Source organism: Litorivivens sp. (assembly GCF_057445395.1).
In genome coordinates this window covers 1-20,614 of record NZ_JBVBUV010000014.1, presented here as the reverse complement: position 1 = coordinate 20,614, position 20,614 = coordinate 1, and the positions used below count along the sequence as shown (strand labels likewise).

At 54.9% G+C, this 20,614-nt stretch carries 14 protein-coding genes; 11 read left to right on the top strand and 3 right to left on the bottom strand.

Annotated elements, in window-relative coordinates:
* Window positions 1–3 precede the first annotated feature (3 nt).
* Together AC222A_RS06395 and AC222A_RS06390 are read right to left on the bottom strand one after the other, a co-directional pair.
* The gene (locus AC222A_RS06395) at window positions 4–1,158 is read right to left on the bottom strand and encodes a thiolase family protein (RefSeq protein WP_372758348.1); all 1,155 of its coding nucleotides are present in this window, start codon (window positions 1,156–1,158) and stop codon (window positions 4–6) included.
* A 15-nt stretch (window positions 1,159–1,173) separates the two neighbouring features.
* A complete protein-coding gene (locus AC222A_RS06390; protein ID WP_486774758.1) occupies window positions 1,174–2,601 on the bottom strand; it encodes a carotenoid oxygenase family protein in 1,428 nt (475 codons plus the stop codon).
* Window positions 2,602–2,710: 109 nt separating this feature from the next.
* Between AC222A_RS06390 and AC222A_RS06385 the strand changes: the two genes are divergently transcribed.
* From AC222A_RS06385 to AC222A_RS06360, 6 genes are all read left to right on the top strand, one after another.
* Window positions 2,711–4,321 carry a class I adenylate-forming enzyme family protein gene (locus AC222A_RS06385; RefSeq protein ID WP_486774757.1) on the top strand — a complete coding sequence of 537 codons (1,611 nt, stop codon included), beginning with the start codon at window positions 2,711–2,713 and terminating at the stop codon, window positions 4,319–4,321.
* Window positions 4,321–5,226 (top strand): NAD(P)H-dependent flavin oxidoreductase, encoded by a 906-nt coding sequence (locus AC222A_RS06380; protein WP_372747335.1) that lies wholly within the window; start codon window positions 4,321–4,323, stop codon window positions 5,224–5,226. Before AC222A_RS06385 ends, AC222A_RS06380 begins: the two co-directional genes overlap by 1 nt.
* Before the next feature lie 26 nt (window positions 5,227–5,252).
* Window positions 5,253–7,727, top strand: a complete 2,475-nt coding sequence (locus tag AC222A_RS06375; protein WP_486774756.1) for a TonB-dependent receptor — start codon at window positions 5,253–5,255, stop codon at window positions 7,725–7,727.
* A gap of 26 nt (window positions 7,728–7,753) precedes the next feature.
* Window positions 7,754–8,971: an acetyl-CoA acetyltransferase gene (locus AC222A_RS06370; RefSeq protein WP_372747333.1), complete on the top strand. Its 1,218-nt coding sequence runs from the start codon at window positions 7,754–7,756 to the stop codon at window positions 8,969–8,971.
* Window positions 8,972–9,618: 647 nt separating this feature from the next.
* Window positions 9,619–12,168 carry a protein translocase subunit SecD gene (gene secD, locus AC222A_RS06365; protein WP_372758252.1) on the top strand — a complete coding sequence of 850 codons (2,550 nt, stop codon included), beginning with the start codon at window positions 9,619–9,621 and terminating at the stop codon, window positions 12,166–12,168.
* Between the two features lie 123 nt (window positions 12,169–12,291).
* Window positions 12,292–14,031: a potassium/proton antiporter gene (locus AC222A_RS06360; protein ID WP_486774755.1), complete on the top strand. Its 1,740-nt coding sequence runs from the start codon at window positions 12,292–12,294 to the stop codon at window positions 14,029–14,031.
* A gap of 15 nt (window positions 14,032–14,046) precedes the next feature.
* Here AC222A_RS06360 and AC222A_RS06355 read toward each other — a convergent pair whose 3' ends face one another.
* Entirely contained in the window at window positions 14,047–14,589 is a 543-nt protein-coding gene (locus tag AC222A_RS06355) for a DUF2058 domain-containing protein (protein ID WP_372747330.1), read from the bottom strand.
* A gap of 109 nt (window positions 14,590–14,698) precedes the next feature.
* Between AC222A_RS06355 and AC222A_RS06350 the strand changes: the two genes are divergently transcribed.
* The 5 genes from AC222A_RS06350 to AC222A_RS06330 all read left to right on the top strand — a co-directional run bounded on the left by AC222A_RS06350 (window position 14,699) and on the right by AC222A_RS06330 (window position 20,247).
* Window positions 14,699–15,457 (top strand): hypothetical protein, encoded by a 759-nt coding sequence (locus tag AC222A_RS06350; protein WP_372747329.1) that lies wholly within the window; start codon window positions 14,699–14,701, stop codon window positions 15,455–15,457.
* A 159-nt stretch (window positions 15,458–15,616) separates the two neighbouring features.
* Window positions 15,617–17,710 (top strand): LruC domain-containing protein, encoded by a 2,094-nt coding sequence (locus tag AC222A_RS06345; protein ID WP_372747328.1) that lies wholly within the window; start codon window positions 15,617–15,619, stop codon window positions 17,708–17,710.
* A gap of 12 nt (window positions 17,711–17,722) precedes the next feature.
* The gene (locus AC222A_RS06340; RefSeq protein WP_372747327.1) at window positions 17,723–18,229 is read left to right on the top strand and encodes a hypothetical protein; all 507 of its coding nucleotides are present in this window, start codon (window positions 17,723–17,725) and stop codon (window positions 18,227–18,229) included.
* A gap of 84 nt (window positions 18,230–18,313) precedes the next feature.
* Window positions 18,314–18,814, top strand: coding sequence for a hypothetical protein (locus AC222A_RS06335; RefSeq protein ID WP_372747326.1), 501 nt, complete (start codon window positions 18,314–18,316; stop codon window positions 18,812–18,814).
* A gap of 179 nt (window positions 18,815–18,993) precedes the next feature.
* Window positions 18,994–20,247 carry an oligosaccharide flippase family protein gene (locus AC222A_RS06330; RefSeq protein WP_372747325.1) on the top strand — a complete coding sequence of 418 codons (1,254 nt, stop codon included), beginning with the start codon at window positions 18,994–18,996 and terminating at the stop codon, window positions 20,245–20,247.
* The last annotated feature ends 367 nt before the right edge of the window (window positions 20,248–20,614 follow it).

Sequence of the window (20,614 nt, the reverse complement as noted above, 5' to 3'; positions counted from 1 at the left end):
CACTCACTTCAATCGCTCCACTAGCATTGCCGAGCCAACGCCGCCGGCGCCGGTTGCTACCACCAGGCCCAGGCTACAATCATCCTGTTCCAACACATCACAAAGTGTTGACAGCAATACCGCTCCGGTAGCGCCCATCGGATGCCCCTTGGCTAAATGCCCGCCGCATACGTTGATCTTGTCGGGGTTAATGCCGTAGCGACGTTCAAACAACACCGGCACCACCGCAAAGGCCTCCATAAACTCAATACGGTCTACATCGTTTAGGGATACCCCCAGCTGCGCTAACAAGGTGTCCATCGCCGCCATGCCACCGGTCAGCGAGTCTGCGGGGCTGGCCGCTGCATCCAGCCAGCCAAGAATGCGCGCTCGCGCCTGTGATTTGCCTTCCGCGCCGGCAATCAAACCCACCGCGGCGCCATCGACCATCGGCGGTGCGTTGGCAAAGCTGTGTCGATAATCGATCTCGCGCTCGTCCAATATCGACTGGTAGGGCTTAGCCATGACCTCAAAGCCGGGCGGCATGGCAGCCAAACTGTCTGCCGTTGTTTGCGTGCGTATACATTCATCCTGTTCTGCCAGTACCGCGCCGCTGGCGTCGTGTACCTTGATGCGCGATGTTTGATAACGCTCACCCGCTGCGGCACGCTGATGCGAGCGCAGGGTAACGGCATTGAGCTCATCGCGAGACACGTTTTCTCTGGTGGCCAGAATATCGGCAGACAGCGCCACGGGGATATAGCGTTCATCCACCGCCAACTCGGCATCTTGATAGTAGTGGGCTTTGTCCGCCATAAAAGCCACCTGCGACATACACTCCACCCCACCGGCCAGCACCTGCTGATACTGACCCAAGGCACAGGCATTGGCGGCCAGACCAATACTGCTCAGACCCGAGGCGCAGAAATGGTTCAGGGTCATGGCGGTACAGCTTTCCGGCAAACGAGAGTGCAATTTACTTTGCAGGGCAACGTTGCCCCCCTGCGCGCCAATTTGTCCAACACAGCCGAGCATCATTGCACCTACACCGTCGAGGGGCTGTTTCAGCTGTGCTGTGACTGAGGCAACCAGTTTGGCCGGAGGCAACGTAGACAAGCTACCGCCTTCTCGCGCTTTAGTGCGCGGTGTGCGCAGGCAATCGATCAGATAGGCTTCCATCAATCTATTGACTCCCTACCAGTCGCGGGCATCGGCCCAAGTGGCGTGAAAACCGGCGGGTACCCGCACCGGCAGATGCACCCGTGCCAGCGGGCCTTTGTCGATGGCCCGGGCATCCCAAATGCGAAATTCGGATTCACCCGTACCTTCGTGGCTACACAGGCCAACCACATACCCGTCGTCTTCTTCGGTTGCACCAATACGCGGTGCAAAGGCCACTTCCGAGCCGCACATACCCGGCTCGTAAAAGTAGGCCGTTTTGCTGCCTTGTTTGAAATCGTAACGATAGAAGCCTTCGAACTTCAGGGTATCGGTTTTGGCTATGGCCTGCACATAGGCATAGCGATTCTGCTGACCACTAACATCTAAGTTGATGCTGGGAAACTCACCGATGGCATCATCGAGATCGTGGGTCGTGCATTTGCCGGTTTTAAGATTCATGCGCCATTCGCTAGGCACAGCGTTTAAAGCCAACACCTCTACCATGGCGCGGTATGGCCCGTAGGCTGCACCATTTACATGGACATTGGGCACCATCTTGCAACCCAGCATGACAATCTCGTCGCCCTCTTCCCACGCGTTGATCACGTGATAGATATAGCAGGGGTCGGTTTCAAACCACTTCACCTCTCCCTTGCAGTTGCGCGGCACTACCCCAAACCGTGTGGGCTGATTCGCTATTTCTATGGACCACTGGTGCTGCTTCAGCGCCTGCTCGGTGAACACCACCGGTAGATCATGCAGCACAAAATAATTCTGGGTGAAGGCCATATCGTGGGGCAGACGCGGCCCTGGCAACTCTACAGTCTGAAAGCCGGTCAGCTCATTGTCGGAATTCACCACACCGCAGCTCATCCACGGCTCATAAAGCGCGTAATCAAAAAACAGAAATTCGCCGGTGCGTGGGTCAGTTTTGGAGTGGGCCGAGACATGACGTGGCAAGGTGCCGCCAAAATTTTCTTCGCGCAGGGTATCAAGTGTTCGTGGGTCTAGCCGCACCGGATTGCCACTGATGTACCACAGTGCCATCAGCTCACCGTTATGCAGAATGACGTCGGTATTGGCTGTGTCTTTGTATACCTTGGGTTCGCGTTTCATGGTGGCGGGCTCCATCACCCCGCCCACCAGACACTGACCATTTGAATCGTCGATAAAATCCTCGGATTTCACATAACGGTTGCGGTATTCCGCTTTGCCATTTTCCAGATACACGCCGTGCATCATCCCATCGCCATCAAACCAGTGATGCATGCCAACCGGTGTCTGCAAAGGGTTGGGACCGTTGCGCAAGTAACTGCCACAGAGGTCTGTTGGGATCTCACCTGTTACCTTCAGCTCAACGCAGGTGCTTTCCTCCCCGACGGGCGCATAAAGACCGTGCAGATATGGATTTTTATTATTTGGGTTCGACGACGATTCGTGCAGAGGTTTGACCGCGCTCATGACATTCTCCGGTGCTTTCACTAAGCTCAGTTGACAGGTTCTGTAATGCAAGCGTAAGATTTCATTGTAGAACTTACATAACACCTGTCAAGCAGGGAGACCAAACATCATGGCCGAGGACACCTCACTCTGGCACCTGTTTCAGCGCGCTGTTGCCGCCGCGCCAGAGCAGGAAGCACTACTTGATCCGCCAAACCGGCACGACCTGTGCGGCAGCAACCCGCGTCGCCTGAGCTTTGCCGAAGTCGAGCAAACTGCACTGGGCATTGCCGGGCAACTGCACAGCGCTGGTCTGCGCGCCGGTGACGTTGTGGTTGTGCAACTGCCCAATATTGTAGAGCTGCCGTTGATGTATCTGGTGGCGGCCCGGCTTGGGCTTATCCTGTCGCCTGCGCCCATGCAGTACCAATCTCACGAATTGCGGATGATTATCGACAATACCCACCCCCGCGCGGTGATCAGTTGTGGCAGGTTCAAGGAGCACAATCCACTGGTCCAGTTTGACGGTCTGATTCCCAAGAGCACTCTGCGATTCTCCGTCGACGCAAAGGATGCAGCGTGGCCAGCACTTCAAACTGCTGCACGCGATTTGGAAGAGGTGGCCATTCCGGACGGTGACGCTCTGTTTACCCTGTGCTGGACCTCCGGCACCACCGGCCTACCCAAGGGCGTGCCACGCCGTCACCGTCACTGGCTGGCCATGATTCCGGCCTTTGAAGACGCCACCGCCCTGCCCAAGGGGGCGGCAATGGTAGCGCCCTTTCCCATGGTGAATATGGCAGCCATCAGTGTCTTCCTTGTGTACTGGCTGTCCGTTCACGGCAAGCTGGCATTACACCACCCACTTGACCTACCCGTTTTTCTGCAACAGATAGAAGAAGAGAAAGCGCTGTATACCGTGGCACCACCCGCGCTGTTGTCGTTGCTGCTGGCCAAACCGGAATTGATGAACAGCCGCGATCTCTCCAGCCTGCGCGTTATTGGCTCTGGTAGTGCACCGCTGGCACCATCGATGATTTCTGGCTTCAAAGAAAAGCTCGGCGTTGATGTAGTGAACATGTTTGGTTCTAACGAAGGCTGTTGCCTGGTATCTGACGCCCGAGATGTTCCAGAGCCTGAAGCACGAGCCAGCCTGTTCCCACGCTTTGGCGCGCCAGACTTGCAATGGCACAACCGCATAGCCAAGGTGTTTCATACAAGGCTGCTGGATGTTGAAACAGGTGAAGTGATTGAACAACCCGGTAAAGTCGGCGAACTGGTCATTCGCGGCGATACGGTGTTTGAAGGTTACTGGCGCAGTGCAGAGACCAACCGTGAAGTATTCGACAAAGACGGCTTCTTTCGCACCGGCGACCTGTTTGAGATTGCCGGTGAAAAAAATGCCTATTACCGCTTTGTGGGCCGGCGCAAAGATCTGATTGTGCGCGGCGGCATGAAGATATCTCCCGAAGAGATCGATCAACTGCTGGCGGGCCATCCAGCCATTCAGGAAGCAGCCGTTGCGCCCTATCCCGACGAACATTTGGGTCAACGTATTGCCGCCTTTGTGGTGAGTGAAACGGCTGTCTCGGTCGACGACCTCGCCTCCTATCTGCAGGAGTGTGGACTGGCCAAATTCAAATGGCCGGAAAAAGTGTTGGCCATTGAGGCCTTGCCCCGCAATCCACTAAACAAAGTACTGCGCCACGAACTGGCAAAAAAACTGGAGACCGCCGTCTGATGAGCGAATCACGCTTTGAGACCCTGTGTTCGCGCCTCACATTACCTGTTGTACAGGCGCCGATGTTTCTGATATCCGGGCCTGAGATGGTTATCGCTGCCGCTAACGCCGGCATTCTAGGTTCCTTTCCCACCCAGAACGCTCGTACCAGTGAGCAGCTGAAAGACTGGCTCGACACAATAAAAGCAGGCTGTCAGAACAAACCCTGGGCGGCCAACCTGATTGTGCACCCTACGTTTCAACGGCGCGATGCAGATCTTGAATTGTTGCTGGAATACCAGCCCGACCTTATCGTTACCGCGCTCGGCAGTCCGACCCATATTATCGAGCAGGCCCATGCGGCCGGTTCACTCGTGTTTGCAGATGTGATCAGTCCCTCCTTTGCACGCAAGGCCGTGGATGCCGGTGCAGATGGCCTGGTGCTGGTTTGCTCTGGCGCGGGTGGTCATACCGGGCCGCTCAGTCCGTTTGCGTTTGTAGATTCGGTGCGCGAATTCTGGGATGGCCCGTTGATTCTGGGCGGCGGTATTGCTACCGGGCGCGGTATTCGTGCAGTTCAGGCGCTGGGGGCCGACCTTGCCTATCTGGGCACCCGCTTTCTGGCGAGCCGCGAAAGCATGGCCGCCGACGGCTACAAACAAATGGTGATCGACAGCGGCGTAGACGACATTGTCTGCTCCGACGCCATTACCGGCGTGGCCGCCAACTGGTTGCGTGAATCACTTCTGCAGGCGGGGCTTGATCCAACCAATATGCCCGAGAAAGCAAAGATGGATGTCAGCGCCAGTGTAGATGCCAAACGCTGGAAAGATATCTGGGCGGCGGGCCAGTCGGTGGGGCCGGTCAAGCGCCTGCAGTCGATAGCGGAAATTGTGGAAGAATTGAAACAGCAGTTATCGGCGTAGTTAGAACTACGCGGAGGAAAAAAATAATGAACCGACGCAAGCTAAAATGCTCCTTCATCACGGCAACATTCGCCGTACTGGGCAATACACTCGCACAAGCCAGCTCCCCTGTTCTGGAAGAAGTGATCGTAACTGCTCAGTTGCGCTCTCAAAGCTTACAGGACGTACCGGTATCGGTGAGTGCCATGGGCGGCGACAAACTGCTTGAAGCAGGTATTGATAAAATAGAAAACCTGCAGGCCTACATCCCCAACTTCACCATGTCGGAAACCGGCATCGGGACCAATATCTATATTCGTGGTTTGGGCAGCGGCATCAATCAGGGCTTTGAGCAATCCGTGGGCATGTATTTTGACGGTATTTACTATGGTCGCGCCCAACTGTCACGTGCGCCGTTTCTTGATCTGGAGCGTGTGGAAGTACTGCGCGGACCGCAGAATATTCTGTACGGCAAAAACAGCATTGCCGGCGCCATTAGCCTTCACTCGCGTCGCCCCGCAGAAGACAGTGAAGGCGTAATATCGTTGCTTTACGAACCTGAGCACGCAGAGGAGGTGGCTGATCTGATTCTATCCGGGCCCATCAGCGACACCGTGGGTATGCGTTTCGCCGGTCGCTACCGACAGATGGATGGCTATATCGAAAACCTGACGCTAGACCGCGATGAGCCAGCTCGCGATGAGGTCACGGCGCGGTTGTTGATCGACTGGGCCTTTTCCGACCGCTTGCAGATTCTGACCAAACTGGAAGCGGGCAAATTTGATGTGACCGGGCGCCAAGTGGAAGTGGTCACCGATGTACCCTCCAATTCAACCAATCCGCTGTTTGCGGGACGAACCTACGCGCAGATTCTTAACAATACACAAGTGCCTGGCGCACTGAATATCAACGCCGATGATTCCGTGCTCAATAACTATCAGGACTATAAGCGCTCTTCAAATGGCGACTACAGCCACAACGATACCCGCAATCTGACCATCAAGGCCGATTACGATCTCGACGGCCATATCCTGACCTTTATTACCGGTGTAATGGCTTACGAGTTTGAAGAAGTGGCCGATGTGGATTTTACCGGCGCCGAAGTTTTTGATGCACTGTTGCAGGAAGAATACCAACAGTTCAGCCAGGAATTCCGCTGGGTTTCTCCTGTCGGTGACGACTTTGAATATATCGCCGGGGCCTACTTTCAGAAAAGCGAGCTGGATTATTTCGATGCGGTGCGTATCGACAGCTCCATACTACCGGAGCTGCTGAATGTGGCTGATGCCGCTGCCGCTGGTGACCTTGGCGACCGACCCATTGATGGCGATGTGTTCGGCGGCGTTGCGGGCGTGGGCGATGCAGGTGAACACCTGCGCGGCTTGCGCACACCACGTGTTTTCACCACCGACACCGAATTGTGGTCGGTATTCTTTCAGGGCACCTGGCACTGGAGTCATGCGCTGCGCACCACGCTGGGCGCGCGTTTATCGTATGAGACCAAAGAGGGCAGTCGCTCTATCAAGCTGACCAACGACGGCAGCCAGACCCTCGACCCCCAAGAGGTACGCACAGTGCTGGCGAAAGTACTGTCTGTTGAAGAACAGGATCTGACCGGCAGCCGTACCTCAACTAACGTGTCGCCACTTATCACGCTGCAATATGAACCCAGCGACAGCACCATGCTGTTCGCCACCCTGAGTCAGGGTTTTAAATCCGGAGGTTTTGATGCTCGCTCCAACCAGTCGCCGGCGGCAGACGATCCCGCACCCCACAACCCCAACTACGGCGACGATCCCAGCGAGCAATTTCTCGGCTCTTTCGAGTTTGAGGAGGAAGAAGCCATAAACATGGAGATTGGCAGCAAGAGCACCCTCTGGCACGGTCGTGCCGATCTCAATGCCACCGCATTTATCACCCAGTACGATGACCTTCAGGTGAGCATATTTGACGGCACCCTGGGCTTTAATGTGGGCAATGCCGGCGCCGCACGCACCATGGGTGTGGAATTGGACGGTCGCCTTGCACTGACCGACACCCTGACCCTAAGCGGCGCACTGGCCTGGCTCGACTTTGAATTCACCGAATTTGAAAATGGTCAATGCTACCAACAACAGACCGATCCGGAAGACGACGGGCTGTGCGATTTCACCGGCAACACAAATCAGTATGTTGCCGATTACTCCGGCAACCTGTCGCTGAGCTATGACAATCCGCTCAGCAACGGCCTGACCCTGCGCGGCGCATTTGATGTAGTGTTTTCAGGTGAATACAATCCCACTCAGGATCTTGACCCCCGCATGCTGCAGGACGCGTACTACAAGCTGAATCTGCGCGCGGCCATTGCCGATGAAGCGGCCGGCTGGGAGCTTGCCTTGATCGGCAAAAACCTGACGGACGAGGTCATTATTACCTATGCCAACAGTATGTCGTTGGCTAACAGTGTATTTGGCGCCATTGGCCATTATGCTTTTATAGAACGGCCACGCAGCATTGCAGCCCAATTTACCTACCGCTGGTAAACACCTGCCCCAACGAGGGATGCCACATGAGCAAAGACGTCTTTATTCTAGGCTGGTCGCAAACCGACTTTGCCCGCCATTGGGGCCGTGAGGGCAAAGGCCTGCATGAGATCATGACCGCCGCCTTGGAAGAAGTGTTGACCAAGGCAAACGTACCGGCATCTGCAATTCAATCCGCGCATGTGGGCAATTTTATTGCCGAGCTGACCAATGGCCAGGGCCAATTGGGTGGCGTGCTGGCCGCCGTTGATCCGGCACTTCACGGCTTGCCCATTTCCCGCCATGAAGCCGCTTGCGCCTCCGGCAGTATGGCAGTACTGGCAGCCATGGCCGAAATAGAAGCAGGCCGCTACGACTGCGTGCTAGCGTTGGGTGTAGAGCAAGAGCGTCACCTCAGCGGTGAAGTTGCCGCTAAACATATGGCCTGTGCCGCACTCGCCGGTGAAGAATCAGAAGCCGCCACCTTCTGCTGGCCCTATATGTTCGAGGGACTCGCCGCTGAATACGAGCGTCGCTATGGCCTTAACGAAGCGGCCATGCGCGAGATTGGCAAAATCAATTTTGGCAATGCCAAAGACAATCCCCGCGCCCAAACCCGCGACTGGCAGTTTGCCGATGGCAGCTTTGATGCAGATGATAGCCGCAACCCGCTGGTTGAAGGCAGGCTGCGCCGCAACGATTGCGCCGGGTTTACCGACGGCGCAGCGGCTGTTTTACTGGTCAGTGCCGACAAGGCCAGAGCACTGGGAGCTGATCCGGAAAAACTGCCGCGTATTCTTGGCTGGGGTCACACCACTGCAACAATTCGCCAGAGCGACAAAATCGCGCTGAGCGCTGACGAAGCGCTGATTTTCCCCCATGTGGCTAAAGCCATTTACGATGCGCAGCACCGCGCTGGCTTACCCAACACCGGCTTGATCGACGTGATAGAAACCCACGACTGTTTCACCATCACCGAGTACATGGCCATTGATCACTTCGGCATTACCGGCCCGGGCGAGAGCTGGCAGGCTATTGAAGACGGTCGCATTACCCGCGAAGGTATAATCCCTATTAACCCCGCTGGCGGGTTGATGGGACAAGGGCATCCCGTAGGCGCCACAGGCATTCGCATGCTGGCGGATGCCTGCCGACAGGTAACGGGTACTGCCGGCGCCGCACAAATAGACGGTGCGCGAATTGCCCAAACATTGAATCTTGGTGGCAGTGCAACAACGATTGCGAGTTTTGTGGTGGGCGTGTAGAACCGCTCTAACCCCGGACCTCTCCCAGAAGAAGAGGGAAATAGCGCATCCACATCGCGCTTTAAGCCATCCCTTCACAATGCCCTCATCCAACCAGTGAGAAGCAATTCTCTGGGCCCTCAACCACTGGCGGCGCAACAGTTTCGCAGGTTGGCGGAGGTGCTTTTAGATGCGAAAACCTGCGCAAAAATCACAGAATCTTTTAGCCGCTTTCACTGCTATAATCGCCCCGTTTTTCATCTCGCTTGTGAGCCCACATGACCAGCCCCCTGAAACGATTAAGCATAACCAGCCTAGTGCTTGCGCTGTGCTGGGGTTTGGTTGGCTATGCGGCGGCAGACTTTTCAAAGCACAACACCCAATCACAGCTACTGGCTATAGATGGTCTGGTCGACAGTCTGTGTCACCGCTTTACAGACGCTCGGCCCTCGTGCTCCGGCGATAGCGATTCCCTCCCGGCGCTACCTGCCTCTGAATTCGATTCCTCACCACGACTGCACGCTGGGCAGGCTGTTCCAAGTTCAACAACTGAATCTGCCCGCGCGCTTCATCATTGGCGTCCCGCTGCCCGCGCGCCGCCCTCCTCACTATTGATGTAACAGATACCATCAATTAACCGGCCATCTCGGGCCGACAGAGGAATACCGATGAAAACATCTCCCATGCGGGCTGTAGTTTACAGCCTGGTTGTACTGCTGGGCGTGCTTTGCGCGCTGCCCAACGTGTTACCTGCACGCGTAGGCGAGCAGCTGCCCAGCTGGTATCGCGACACTACCTTTAAACTGGGTCTGGACCTGCGCGGCGGTTCCCACCTGCTACTGGAAATAGACAACCGCCAACTGCTCAGCGAGCACAATCAGCAATTGGCCGAATCGCTGCGTCGCATCCTGCGTGAAAACAAACTGCGCATCGAAAGCATGAACTCGACCGAGCACGGTATTGTGGTTAGTAGCCGCAGCAATGCCGACACGCCCGCAGTACAACAGGTTATTAAAGCCAACCTGCGCGAGCCTGGCAGTGAACCGCTGTATCGCGTAAGCAGTGACGGCACTCGGATTACCATTAGTTTGAGCAGCGAGTACAAAACGCAACTACTCGACGACGCTATCGAACGCAGTCTCGATATTCTGCGCAAGAGGCTGGATGAAAGCGGGCTTATAGAACCCACGATTACGCGCCAAGGTCGCGATGCCATACTGGTGCAATTGCCAGGTGTGGATAATCCGCAGTCTGTGCGCAAGCTGCTGGGCACCACCGCCAAGATGTCTTTTCACTGGGTTGCCGACGGGCGCACCGAACCCTACAACCAAACCATACAACTGGCCGACGAACGCGGAGAGCGCTATCAGCTGGAGCGGGAACAGGTTCTCAGCGGCGAGCATATCAGTGATGCGCGACTAGGTTTCAATCAGGAATCGGGGCTGCCGGTCATCAACTTCCGTCTCGATCGTCAGGGCGCCAGCCTGTTTAGCGAATTGACCGGTGACAATATTGGCCGCGCACTGGCTATCGTACTGGATAAGCGGGTGCTCACAGCGCCGGTGATCCGAACAACGATTGGTGCCAACGGCGAAATCAGCGGGAATTTCACAGTACCCGAAGCCAGTAACCTGGCGTTAATGCTGCGCGCGGGTGCGCTGCCCGCCAAACTGCATGTGGTTGAAGAGCGCACCGTAGGCCCGGATCTGGGCAGCGACTCCATTGTAATGGGACTGGCAACCGGTCTGCTCGGCGCCGCGCTGGTGGTCGCCTTTATGCTCTGGAGTTACCGCGCCTGGGGCCTGATTGCCTGCGCTGCGTTGGGCATTAACGTGGTGCTAATCTTCGGTGTACTCAGCGTGTTAGGTGCCACCCTCACCCTGCCCGGCATTGCCGGTCTGATTCTCACCATCGGGATGGCGGTCGACGCCAACATTCTGATCAACGAACGCATTCGCGAAGAAACGCGTCGTGGCAAATCCGCTCAGCTTGCCTTACAGGAGGGCTTTGAGCGCGCCTACGCGACCATTCTGGACTCTAACCTCACCACACTGATCGCTGTCAGCCTACTGTTCATGTTTGGTAGCGGACCGGTGCGGGGATTTGCAGTGACCATCGGTATTGGCCTGCTGACCTCACTGTTTACCTCGGTGGCTGTCACCCGCCAGATAATGCAGCTGGTCATTAATCGGCGGCGGCGCAAACCGTTGCCGCTGCCCAAGGAACACCTGCTCGACAGCCTTACTCGACAGCCACTGAATGTGATGAAGGGTCGCAAAGCCGGACTGATCGGCTCCGCTGTGCTATCGCTGGCCGCCATTGTCCTGGTGTTGAATCCAGGCAATCACTTCGGCCTTAACTACGGTGTGGATTTCAGCGGTGGTACTGTCATTGAACTGGAACTGCCCAATTCATCCCAAGGTGAACTACGCCAGTTGCTCGCCCGTGGCGGCATCGAATCGGCTGCGGTTCAGGGCATCGGCGGCAGCGATGACAGTGACCGTTATCTGGTAAGACTGCCCGTGCAAAGCACCAGCGACAGTGATACAGAATTGAACTCTGTTAACACGGTTGAGTTGATCCGCTCCTTGATTAGCGACGCCCACGCCGAGGCCAGTATCGACCGGGTCGATCAGGTAGGCCCCAAGATCAGTGCCAATTTTGGCGAAGACACAATTCTTGCCATTGTGCTGGCCAGTGGCGGCTTGTTGATTTACTTGTGGTTGCGGTTCGAATCGCACTTTGCGCTTGCAGCAACGATCACTATCGCTTTAGATCTGACCAAAACCTTGGGCTTTTTCGCTTTGCTCGGTATTGAGTTTAACCTGACCGCGGTGGCGGCTTTGCTGGCGCTAATCGGTTACTCCATTAACGATAAAGTGGTTGTGTTTGATCGCATTCGGGAAAATTTTCGCGCTACCCCTGACCAGCCTCTGCTGAACTTGCTTAACACAAGTATCACCGCCACGCTGACGCGCACGGTATTTACGTCGTTCACCACCTTTATCGCACTGCTGCCAATGGCGGTAGCCGGCGGCCATGCGGTGGCGAGTTTTGCCCAGCCTATGCTGTTTGGTATCGTAGTTGGCACCAGTTCCTCAGCTCTGATCGCATCACCGCTTCTGTATGTTCTGGGCAAGCGCCGCCTGCAACGCGGCCAATCCCAGCTGAGGCCTAGTCGTGAGGAAATACAGCGCGAGCTGGATCTGATACCCTAATCACTCGTTTGGCAAAATAAGCCGCACATGCTTCCCGTCGCGCCACGTAAACAACGCGTGGCGCGTCAAGAACGTGTGATGGGCGCTTTTGCAGTGCAGCGATCCATTGGAAATAAACACCGGATGACACTCGAACTATCCAACCAGTTCATTTTTATCGGCGCATTGCTCACTTTGCTGTGTATTGTTTCCAGCGTAGTGTCACGCAAGCTCGGCGCACCGATTCTGTTGGTGTTTCTGGTGTTGGGCATGCTGGCGGGCGAGGATGGTCCCGGCGGGATTATTTTCAACGACTACGGCCTCGCGTTTCTATTGGGCAACCTGGCACTGGCCATTATCATTCTCGATGGCGGTCTGGGCACACGCCGTGAAGCTTTCCGAGTCAGTCTGAACCCCGCGCTGTCACTGGCCACGCTGGGCGTGGTGATCACTGCGGGTATTACCGGGCTGGCAGCCCACTTGATTCTGGCTCTCCCCATTCTCGACTCGCTTTTGATTGGCGCCATTGTTGGCTCAACAGATGCCGCTGCGGTCTTTGGGCTACTGCGCTCAGCCGGATTGCAATTAAAAGAACGTACCGGCGCGACACTGGAAATTGAATCCGGCACCAACGATCCGATGGCGATCTTTCTGACGGTAACGCTGGTACAAGTACTCGCCCACAATCAGGCGCCGGGAGCAACTGGTATTGTGTGGGTGCTGCTTCAGCAAATGGGGCTCGGCTTGCTGCTGGGCTTTCTCGGTGGGCGCGGCTTTTGCCTGTTTCTCGAACGTATCGACTTGCCCGCATCCCTGTATCCACTATGTGTCCTTGCCGGTGGGCTTGGTATATTCGGCCTCACCAGTTTACTAAACGGCAGTGGGTTCCTGGCGATCTATGTGCTCGGCGTAATTGTGGGTAATACGGCCCTGCCCTTCAGCAAGGATATCCACCGCTTTCACGACGGTATCGCCTGGCTCAGCCAGATTGGCATGTTCCTGATGCTTGGCCTTCTCATTACCCCCAGCCATATGCCACCCATAATCATTCCAGCGCTGGGAATTGCACTTGTTTTGATTTTCATTGCGCGCCCAATTGCCGTTGCGCTGTCGCTACTGCCATTTCATTTCCCAACGCGTGAGCAGGTCTTTATCAGCTGGTGTGGCCTGCGCGGTGCGGTGCCGATTATTCTTGCGCTGTACCCGTCACTTTCAGGATTACATAGCACAGAGCTGGTGTTTGAGCTGGTTTTCTTTGTTGTTCTGGTGTCACTGGTTGTTCAGGGCTGGTCGATCGCCCCTGTAGCACGTTGGCTTGGCGTAAATCTCCCTGTTCAGGTTACCGACCCGAAACACTTTCAGGTGGCTTTGCCAACAGAGCTGGACAAAGTGCTTCATGTGTATGAGGTGATCGCCGGTTGCCGTGCCAATAACACCCTGCTGGCTGAGTTACCGCTCACCGAGGGGGCGCAGGCTGCCGGTGTAATCCGTGATGGCGTTCTGAAAAAACACTCTAAAATTTTGAGGTTGGAGGAAGGCGATCATGTGATGATCCTTGCCAGCGAAGACACCGCCAGCATGGGCACGTTGTTCTCGCCTAAGGAAGATATCGAGGTAACACGTCAGGCTGTAACCTCTTTCTATGGAGAATTTGTGATTTCACCCGATACCACGCTGGGCGAGCTACGCATGTTCTACGGCCTAGATACCAGAAACCTCAGCCCGTCTGACTCTGTCGGGCAGTTTCTTTTCCGGCGATTCCACGGTCGTCCGGTGGTCGGTGACACCGTGGCCCTGGGTCACCTTCAGTTAGTAATTCGCCGCATAGAGGGCAACCGGATTGCGGCCGTAGGCCTCAAATTACCGCACTCGCCCCCGGGCTAAGCAAGGCACAATCACTTACCACATCAAATCGTCCGGAATCTGGTAGTCGGCGTACGGATCATCTTCGTCGACCATTTCAGCACTCTCGGCACTGCGGTCATGCAACACCAATACTCGTGATTCATCGCGCTGGCGGATTTTCTCTGCCACGGCAGCAGGCACTAACTCATAGCGTCCTTGCAACGCAACAATCGCTATCTGGCCACGCGTAAGCTGGGCCTGAATGGCATCTGTGACCAGCAGCTTTTTGATCTTTTTATTATCGACAAACTGATAGGCAACCTCGCCCCCGCGTCGATCAATGCTGTTTGTAGTGATCAGTTGATCAATCTGTGCCTGAACAGCCTTCCGCTCGGCAGCGGCTTGGCGCTGGCGATTTAGTTCACGGTCACGCTCGGCTTTTTCAGCACGGGCTTGCAACGCGGCAGCCTTGCTCTCGTCAACCTGGGTCTGCCCTTTGGCTTGCTTGGCAGCTTTGCGCTTTTCTTTCTTGGCCTGTTTTGCCTTCTTTTCATCGACAATACCGGCTTTCAACAACTGTTCCTGAAGGGACGACATCAAACTCATCCTGTGACCATTTACTTCGACAAAATCGATTTTACTGCATTTGACTGCAAAAATCGGTCTGTCGCTTGCTGACATATTCATAATCGTCAATGATGAGCACATGAACTCGTCGCATGCGCCCACAACACTCGTTTTTACGGTCGCTCTCAATGGCTATCACTGGCGCTATGGAGAATTGATCGATAGTCAACGCAGCTATGCCAAGCGCTGCGGTTATCACTATGTTTGCGTGAGCCGACCACTGATCAACGCACTGGGGCTGGAAACCGCTTGGCTTAAACTCAGCCTGGCGCTGGCGGCCCTCGAGTCTGGCTATGATTACGTGTTTTACGTCGACGCCGACGCCAGAATCCAGGAGCACGCCCCGCCGCTCACCAACCTGATAAAAGCCGACAAACACGTGTATGCTGCCCGTGGCTATAGCGGCCGCATCAACTCAGGTGTTCTGCTGTTTACCAACACAGCACCTGCACGTGAAAAACTCAGCCAGATACTGGGTAATATCAATCGCGAGCTACCAGTGGAAGACGACGTGGGCTGGGGCGAAAATGGCCACATGATTCACTATTTAAGTAACTGGGTTGGATTCCAGGAGTTGCCTCCCGCCTGGAATAACAACCACACCGCCGATCTCCCGGACTTTATTCGCCACTACAGTGCCGGTCCCTTGCGCGCTGAATTTCAACCCCCGGCTCACAAACGCTTACCAGCGATGCTTACCAGCAAACTGGCCAATCTGTTGCGGCGGTTGAAGAGGCTGGAAAACAACAGAGCAACCATCAGCTGCCAACTGCCTATCCTGACAGCAAGCGCCCTCCAATACTTTCCCGAACTACAGGCTCCAACTAAGGCAAAATGACTTGCAAAATGCAAATGCACTTTGCAAAAGCCCCTCACTCCAGCTTTCAAATCGCCCCAAAATAATTCTAACTGACTGTTTAAAAAGGAAATTTAAACATGGCATAAGCTGTGCATTGTCTACGGAAACATCTATCACGTAGACATCGAGACCAAGACCATGAAAACACGCAATTTACTCGGAGCCATGATCCTGTCGGGTGCAATACCCACACTTGCGACACCCTTCGAAGCTTGCCCTGACACCGCCTTTCTTATTCAGGACAAATACGCCCAACTGTACGCGATACAGCTGTCCACAGGCTTTTATGAACAGGCGGCCCCCGCTGAGTGGACTGATATGAAACTCAATGCGCTAGCGTTTAACGTGCACGACCAGTACCTGTACGCCTATAACGATGACCTGCGCGCCATCGTAAAAATCGATGCCAACTACCGAACTGAAATACTGTTCCCCGCGAACCTTCCCGATCTGGACTTTATCGCCGGCGACATCGCCGTTTCAGAAAATGCCTACTATGTTTATAGAAAAGGCAGCGACGAAGGACTGTACAGAATTAGCCTGGATCCACAGGCTGCAGACTACCTGCAGGCGACACAGGTTATCACCGGGAAGGCTTTTGAACTCGACATATTTGATCTGTCCTTTCACCCCTACGATGGTATGGCTTATACCGTCGATAAAGACGGTGAGCTCTGGAAAATCAACGTGAGCAACGGCGATGTATCCAATATCGGTAACATCGGTGTGAACGGCTATTTCGGCGGCACCTACTTTGACAACAACGGCCATTTGTACGTCGCCGATAATAGTGACGGCTATATCTACCGCGTTGACACCCAGCAACTTCTGCCCAAGGCAGAGCTGTTTTCCTATGGCCCGTCGTCAAACAACAACGACGGCGCACGATGCCCATTCGCACCGGTGAATGTGAGTGAAACCCCTGACACCGACTTTGGCAGTGCACCAGACAGCTACGGTACGAGCTTTGGAAACAATGGCGCGCGCCATGGTCGCGGCGATGGCACGCTGTTTCTCGGTGAGGGTGTCAACTATGAACCCGACGCCTACCTCGAGGGCGGCGCAGTCGCTGCGGAAGAAAATGACGGCGTAGCCTTCATCAATAACATTGCCCCTTACCGCTACACCTACTTCGAAGTGACAGCATCGGCCAAGGGTGAACTGAATATCTGGGGTGACTGGAACCAAAACGGAGTCTTTGACGAAGGTGAGCATGTTATCAGTGACAAATCCATCGACGCCGGCAAGCACCTGCTGCACTTCAAGGCACCCAAAGAAACACTGCTCGGTGAAACCTGGTTGCGTGTGCGTCTCAGCTCGCCCGATCACGTTACTGCGACCGGAGGCGTGGCCGACGGCGAGGTAGAAGACTATAAAGTTACAGTGGAAGCGGCAGATACGCTGACAACCTACTATCCCGGCGCCAAGCGCAACGCAACACTCGCCTTTGAAGACAACTGGCCACTGGCTGGCGACTACGACATGAACGACGTTGTAATCAAATACAACATTAAAACCGTCACTGTTGCCGACAATATCGCGAGCATACGCATCAAAGGGCATGTCGCCGCCATGGGTGCCAGCTACCACAACGGCTTTGCCTTCCGTATTCCCGGACTTCCGACTAATGCCATCAATATTCTGGCTTCTACGCTGACCGTTAACGGCATTCTGCAACCTTACTCGCCAATCGAACCGGAGCGGGCCGATGCCACAGCGATTATCGCCAGTGACCTTCATGACTACGTAACATCAGGCGAAGCCTGTAAGTTTTATCGCACGGAAAACGGCTGCGGCTCTGGTATTCAGATGGAATTTCAGCTCGACATCCCGGTTATCGGGACTATCAAAGCCGACGACATCGACGCATTCCCCTTTGATCCCTTCCTATTCGCAACCGAAGGCTTCAAACGGAACTACGTATTCGGTGAAGCCCCGGGACGCCGCTTCGAGATTCACTTGAAGGACAAGGCACCCACCGAAGCCTTCCAGCAGAACTTCTTTGGCCGAGGTGATGATGCATCTGACCCCGGACGAGGCGAATACTTTGCCAATGCCAATGGCATGCCTTGGGCACTGAACATACCGTACGACTGGGATCATCCCGTTGAGTATATGGATATTAAATGGGCCTACCCACAATTCCACGAAAACGTAACCAGCGGTGGCGCTAACCGCAAAGGCTGGTACAAGAAAGCCAACGCCCTGACCAAGAATACTTTTCGCAAGTAAGAGGATAAGACGATGAACAAACAACACCTAATGATTACATCTCTCACATTACTGATAACAGCTTGCGGTGGCGGTGGCGGTGGCGGTGGCGAGGAAGCCGCCACACCCGCAGAACAGAATACCGCTCCCGTTGCACCGCTGACAGAAGAAACCACAAGCGTTGTCACTGTCCCAACAGAGGCAGCGACCACCTCAGAACTGATGGTTCCAGCCGGCTACGACCTTGGACAGGACTACAACCTGACAGTCACTGCCAGCGCCCAATCCTTCTCCGCCAACACGGCCTACCTTTCTATTTGTACAGGCTTTGTGGAAACCAATCCCGGCGCGTTCGACGTGGATTACGACAGCTGTCTGATACAAACCAATATGGCTCCATCGACGACGACCTCCATGGCGGTACCAGCAGACGCAGACCAAGTTCTGGCTGTTGTACTACTGCTCGACGAGCCCGCAGCTCCTATTTATCGGGTTTGGCAAAGTACCGGCGAACAGGACCAATACTGGGCGATTCAATAACCTTTTAACGCCTTGAGATGACCTGCGTCCAAACGGAAAAACGCAAGCGCAAGGCATTACCACCGAAAATATGGAGTTGTCGCCATGACACCAAGACACCATCTGGCATTTTTACCTCTGGCACTGGCCTTCACAGCCGTTGGCAGCACAGGAGAATCCAGTGACAACGTAGCCACCGGGGTTGCCGCTAGCCCCTTAGCCACCGCCATCCATTCACAGGTTCACGACACCTCGGCCGCAGCGCCTGAATGGCACAGTGATATTGCGCCGTCGACAATGCGGCTCGAGAGTGAGTCAGACCCCGAGCTAGAGGCCGTCGTGTCCGTTGTTGTCGATCGTGCTGCTGGAAGCAGTAGCTACCTGTCGGTATGTACAGAGTTTGAAACCGAGTACACGGGGTACGATGTGAACTACGACAGCTGCATTTTGCGTACCTCCAATAATGGCCCGGCCAAATATCGCATTCTGCTGCCAGAGGGTGTCGATCGCCTTATCGCTGTGAGCTGGCATTACACCGAAACCCTGGAACCGACCTACTCCCTCTGGGAACGCGAGGAAGGACAACAGCATTTTGTTTTACAATAATCAGGGCGAGATGCAATTTGCAAATCATTATGCAAATTGCATCCTCCCTCCATTAGCTGCCTATTGATTTATAAGCCTTTTTTTCTGGCATCTATCTTGCTTTTTATTCCTGCAATCACGACCGCAAAGAGACGGTCACAGGCCAAACCCACCAACGTGGGAAAAACGAGAGAGATAACGTGAAAACAAAAATACAGCAGCTAATGACCAATCCCTTTATGCGGAACTTTAGCTGGATGGCTGCGGGCGAGCTGGTGGTACGTGTTTCCCGGCTGATCACAACACTCATTCTGGCGCGCTTTCTTACCCAGGCTGACTACGGCCTCGCAGCATTGGCTATCGCCAGTGCCGAGCTCGTGCGCATTCTCGCCAGCAACGGGATCGGAAACCTCATCGTAAAGACCTCGTCCGAGAGGCTGAACTCCATCTGCAGCTCCGTGTTTTGGGCAAACCTGCTTATCGGACTGACCATGTTTGCTATTCAGTTTTTCGGTGCGGGCTGGATCGGTGAGTTCTACAGCTCGCCAGTACTTACCGAGATGCTGACTGTACTGGCCGTCACCCACCTCATCTATCCCTTTGCCATGGTGCAGTTCAATCTGCTGCAACGGGCCAGCCGTATGCGAGAAACCAGTCTACTGATGGCTATGACCGTCGGTGCTGACAATCTGATTTCCGCCGCACTGGTCATTGCCGGCTTCGGCGTCTGGGGCGTGGTCTACGCGAAAATTGCGGCAGCAGTCCTTTGGGTAGTTGGCTTAAACCTGCGTAAGAGCTGGCTTCCAGCCCTGCATTTTTCTAGGGAAGACTTCCGCACCATGCGCGAGTACTCACGCCATGTCATGTTCTCAGAAGTATTGAAAAACGGCCGCAACCAGATAGACCTTCTAATTCTGGGGCGCGTACTGAGCGCTGACACCTTCGGCCTTTACGCGTTTGCCCGCAATGCTGGCCTGGGTATCAGTCTGTCAATCACCAATGGCTTTAATACCGCCCTGTTCCCACGGTTGTGTGATGCCATGCGCGACGGCCAGGATGTGGTTGCAACCTTTGCCGATAGTCTGAAAATGGGTATGACCTTTATTGCGCCAGTGCTGCTGGTACAGGCGCTTACCGCACCCTGGTATGTACCGGTGGTATTTGGCGAACAATGGCGCGATGCAGCCATGCTGGTAACACTGCTTTGTCTGTCGGCTCTGCCGCGCATGTTGTTTGAAGCTACCAGTGTTTACTACCGGGCCAGTGACCGTATTGCCATCGAAAGCCGACTGGCGCTGGGCTTTACGCTCGCCTTCAGCGGCCTGATTGCCTTCACTGCTGGCTGGGGCGCAGTAACGGTTGCTCTGGCGATGATTGCTGCCTATAGCGCCGCCAGTTTGATTGCCATGCTGGAAATCTGGACTGTGCGCGACCGCCAGGTAGCCCCTGCCTAAGTATCGATCCCAGGCTCGGGCGGCGGCAGCGCCGTCCGGCCCGAACCTGCTTTTTTCGACTTTCAGTGTCATATCTTCTCCCCTTACCACCCATAACCCCAACATGAATTGTATTTTGCAAAACGCCACTAGGCTGATTTGCAAAATGCAAATCACGCTGAACAAAACCAACCAAAAAAACACACCCGATAAGTTTTTTATCCATACATTTCAATAGCTTAAAAAATTATTTCCATCCTGGCACGCCCTCTGCATTAAGAGAGACAAATTGGAGGAAATATCATGCAAACTCAAACCAACACATTGACCACATCCTTTGCCGCGCAATTGATCTGGATCGCTGAAACGCCTGCTCGCGGTGCCCAGC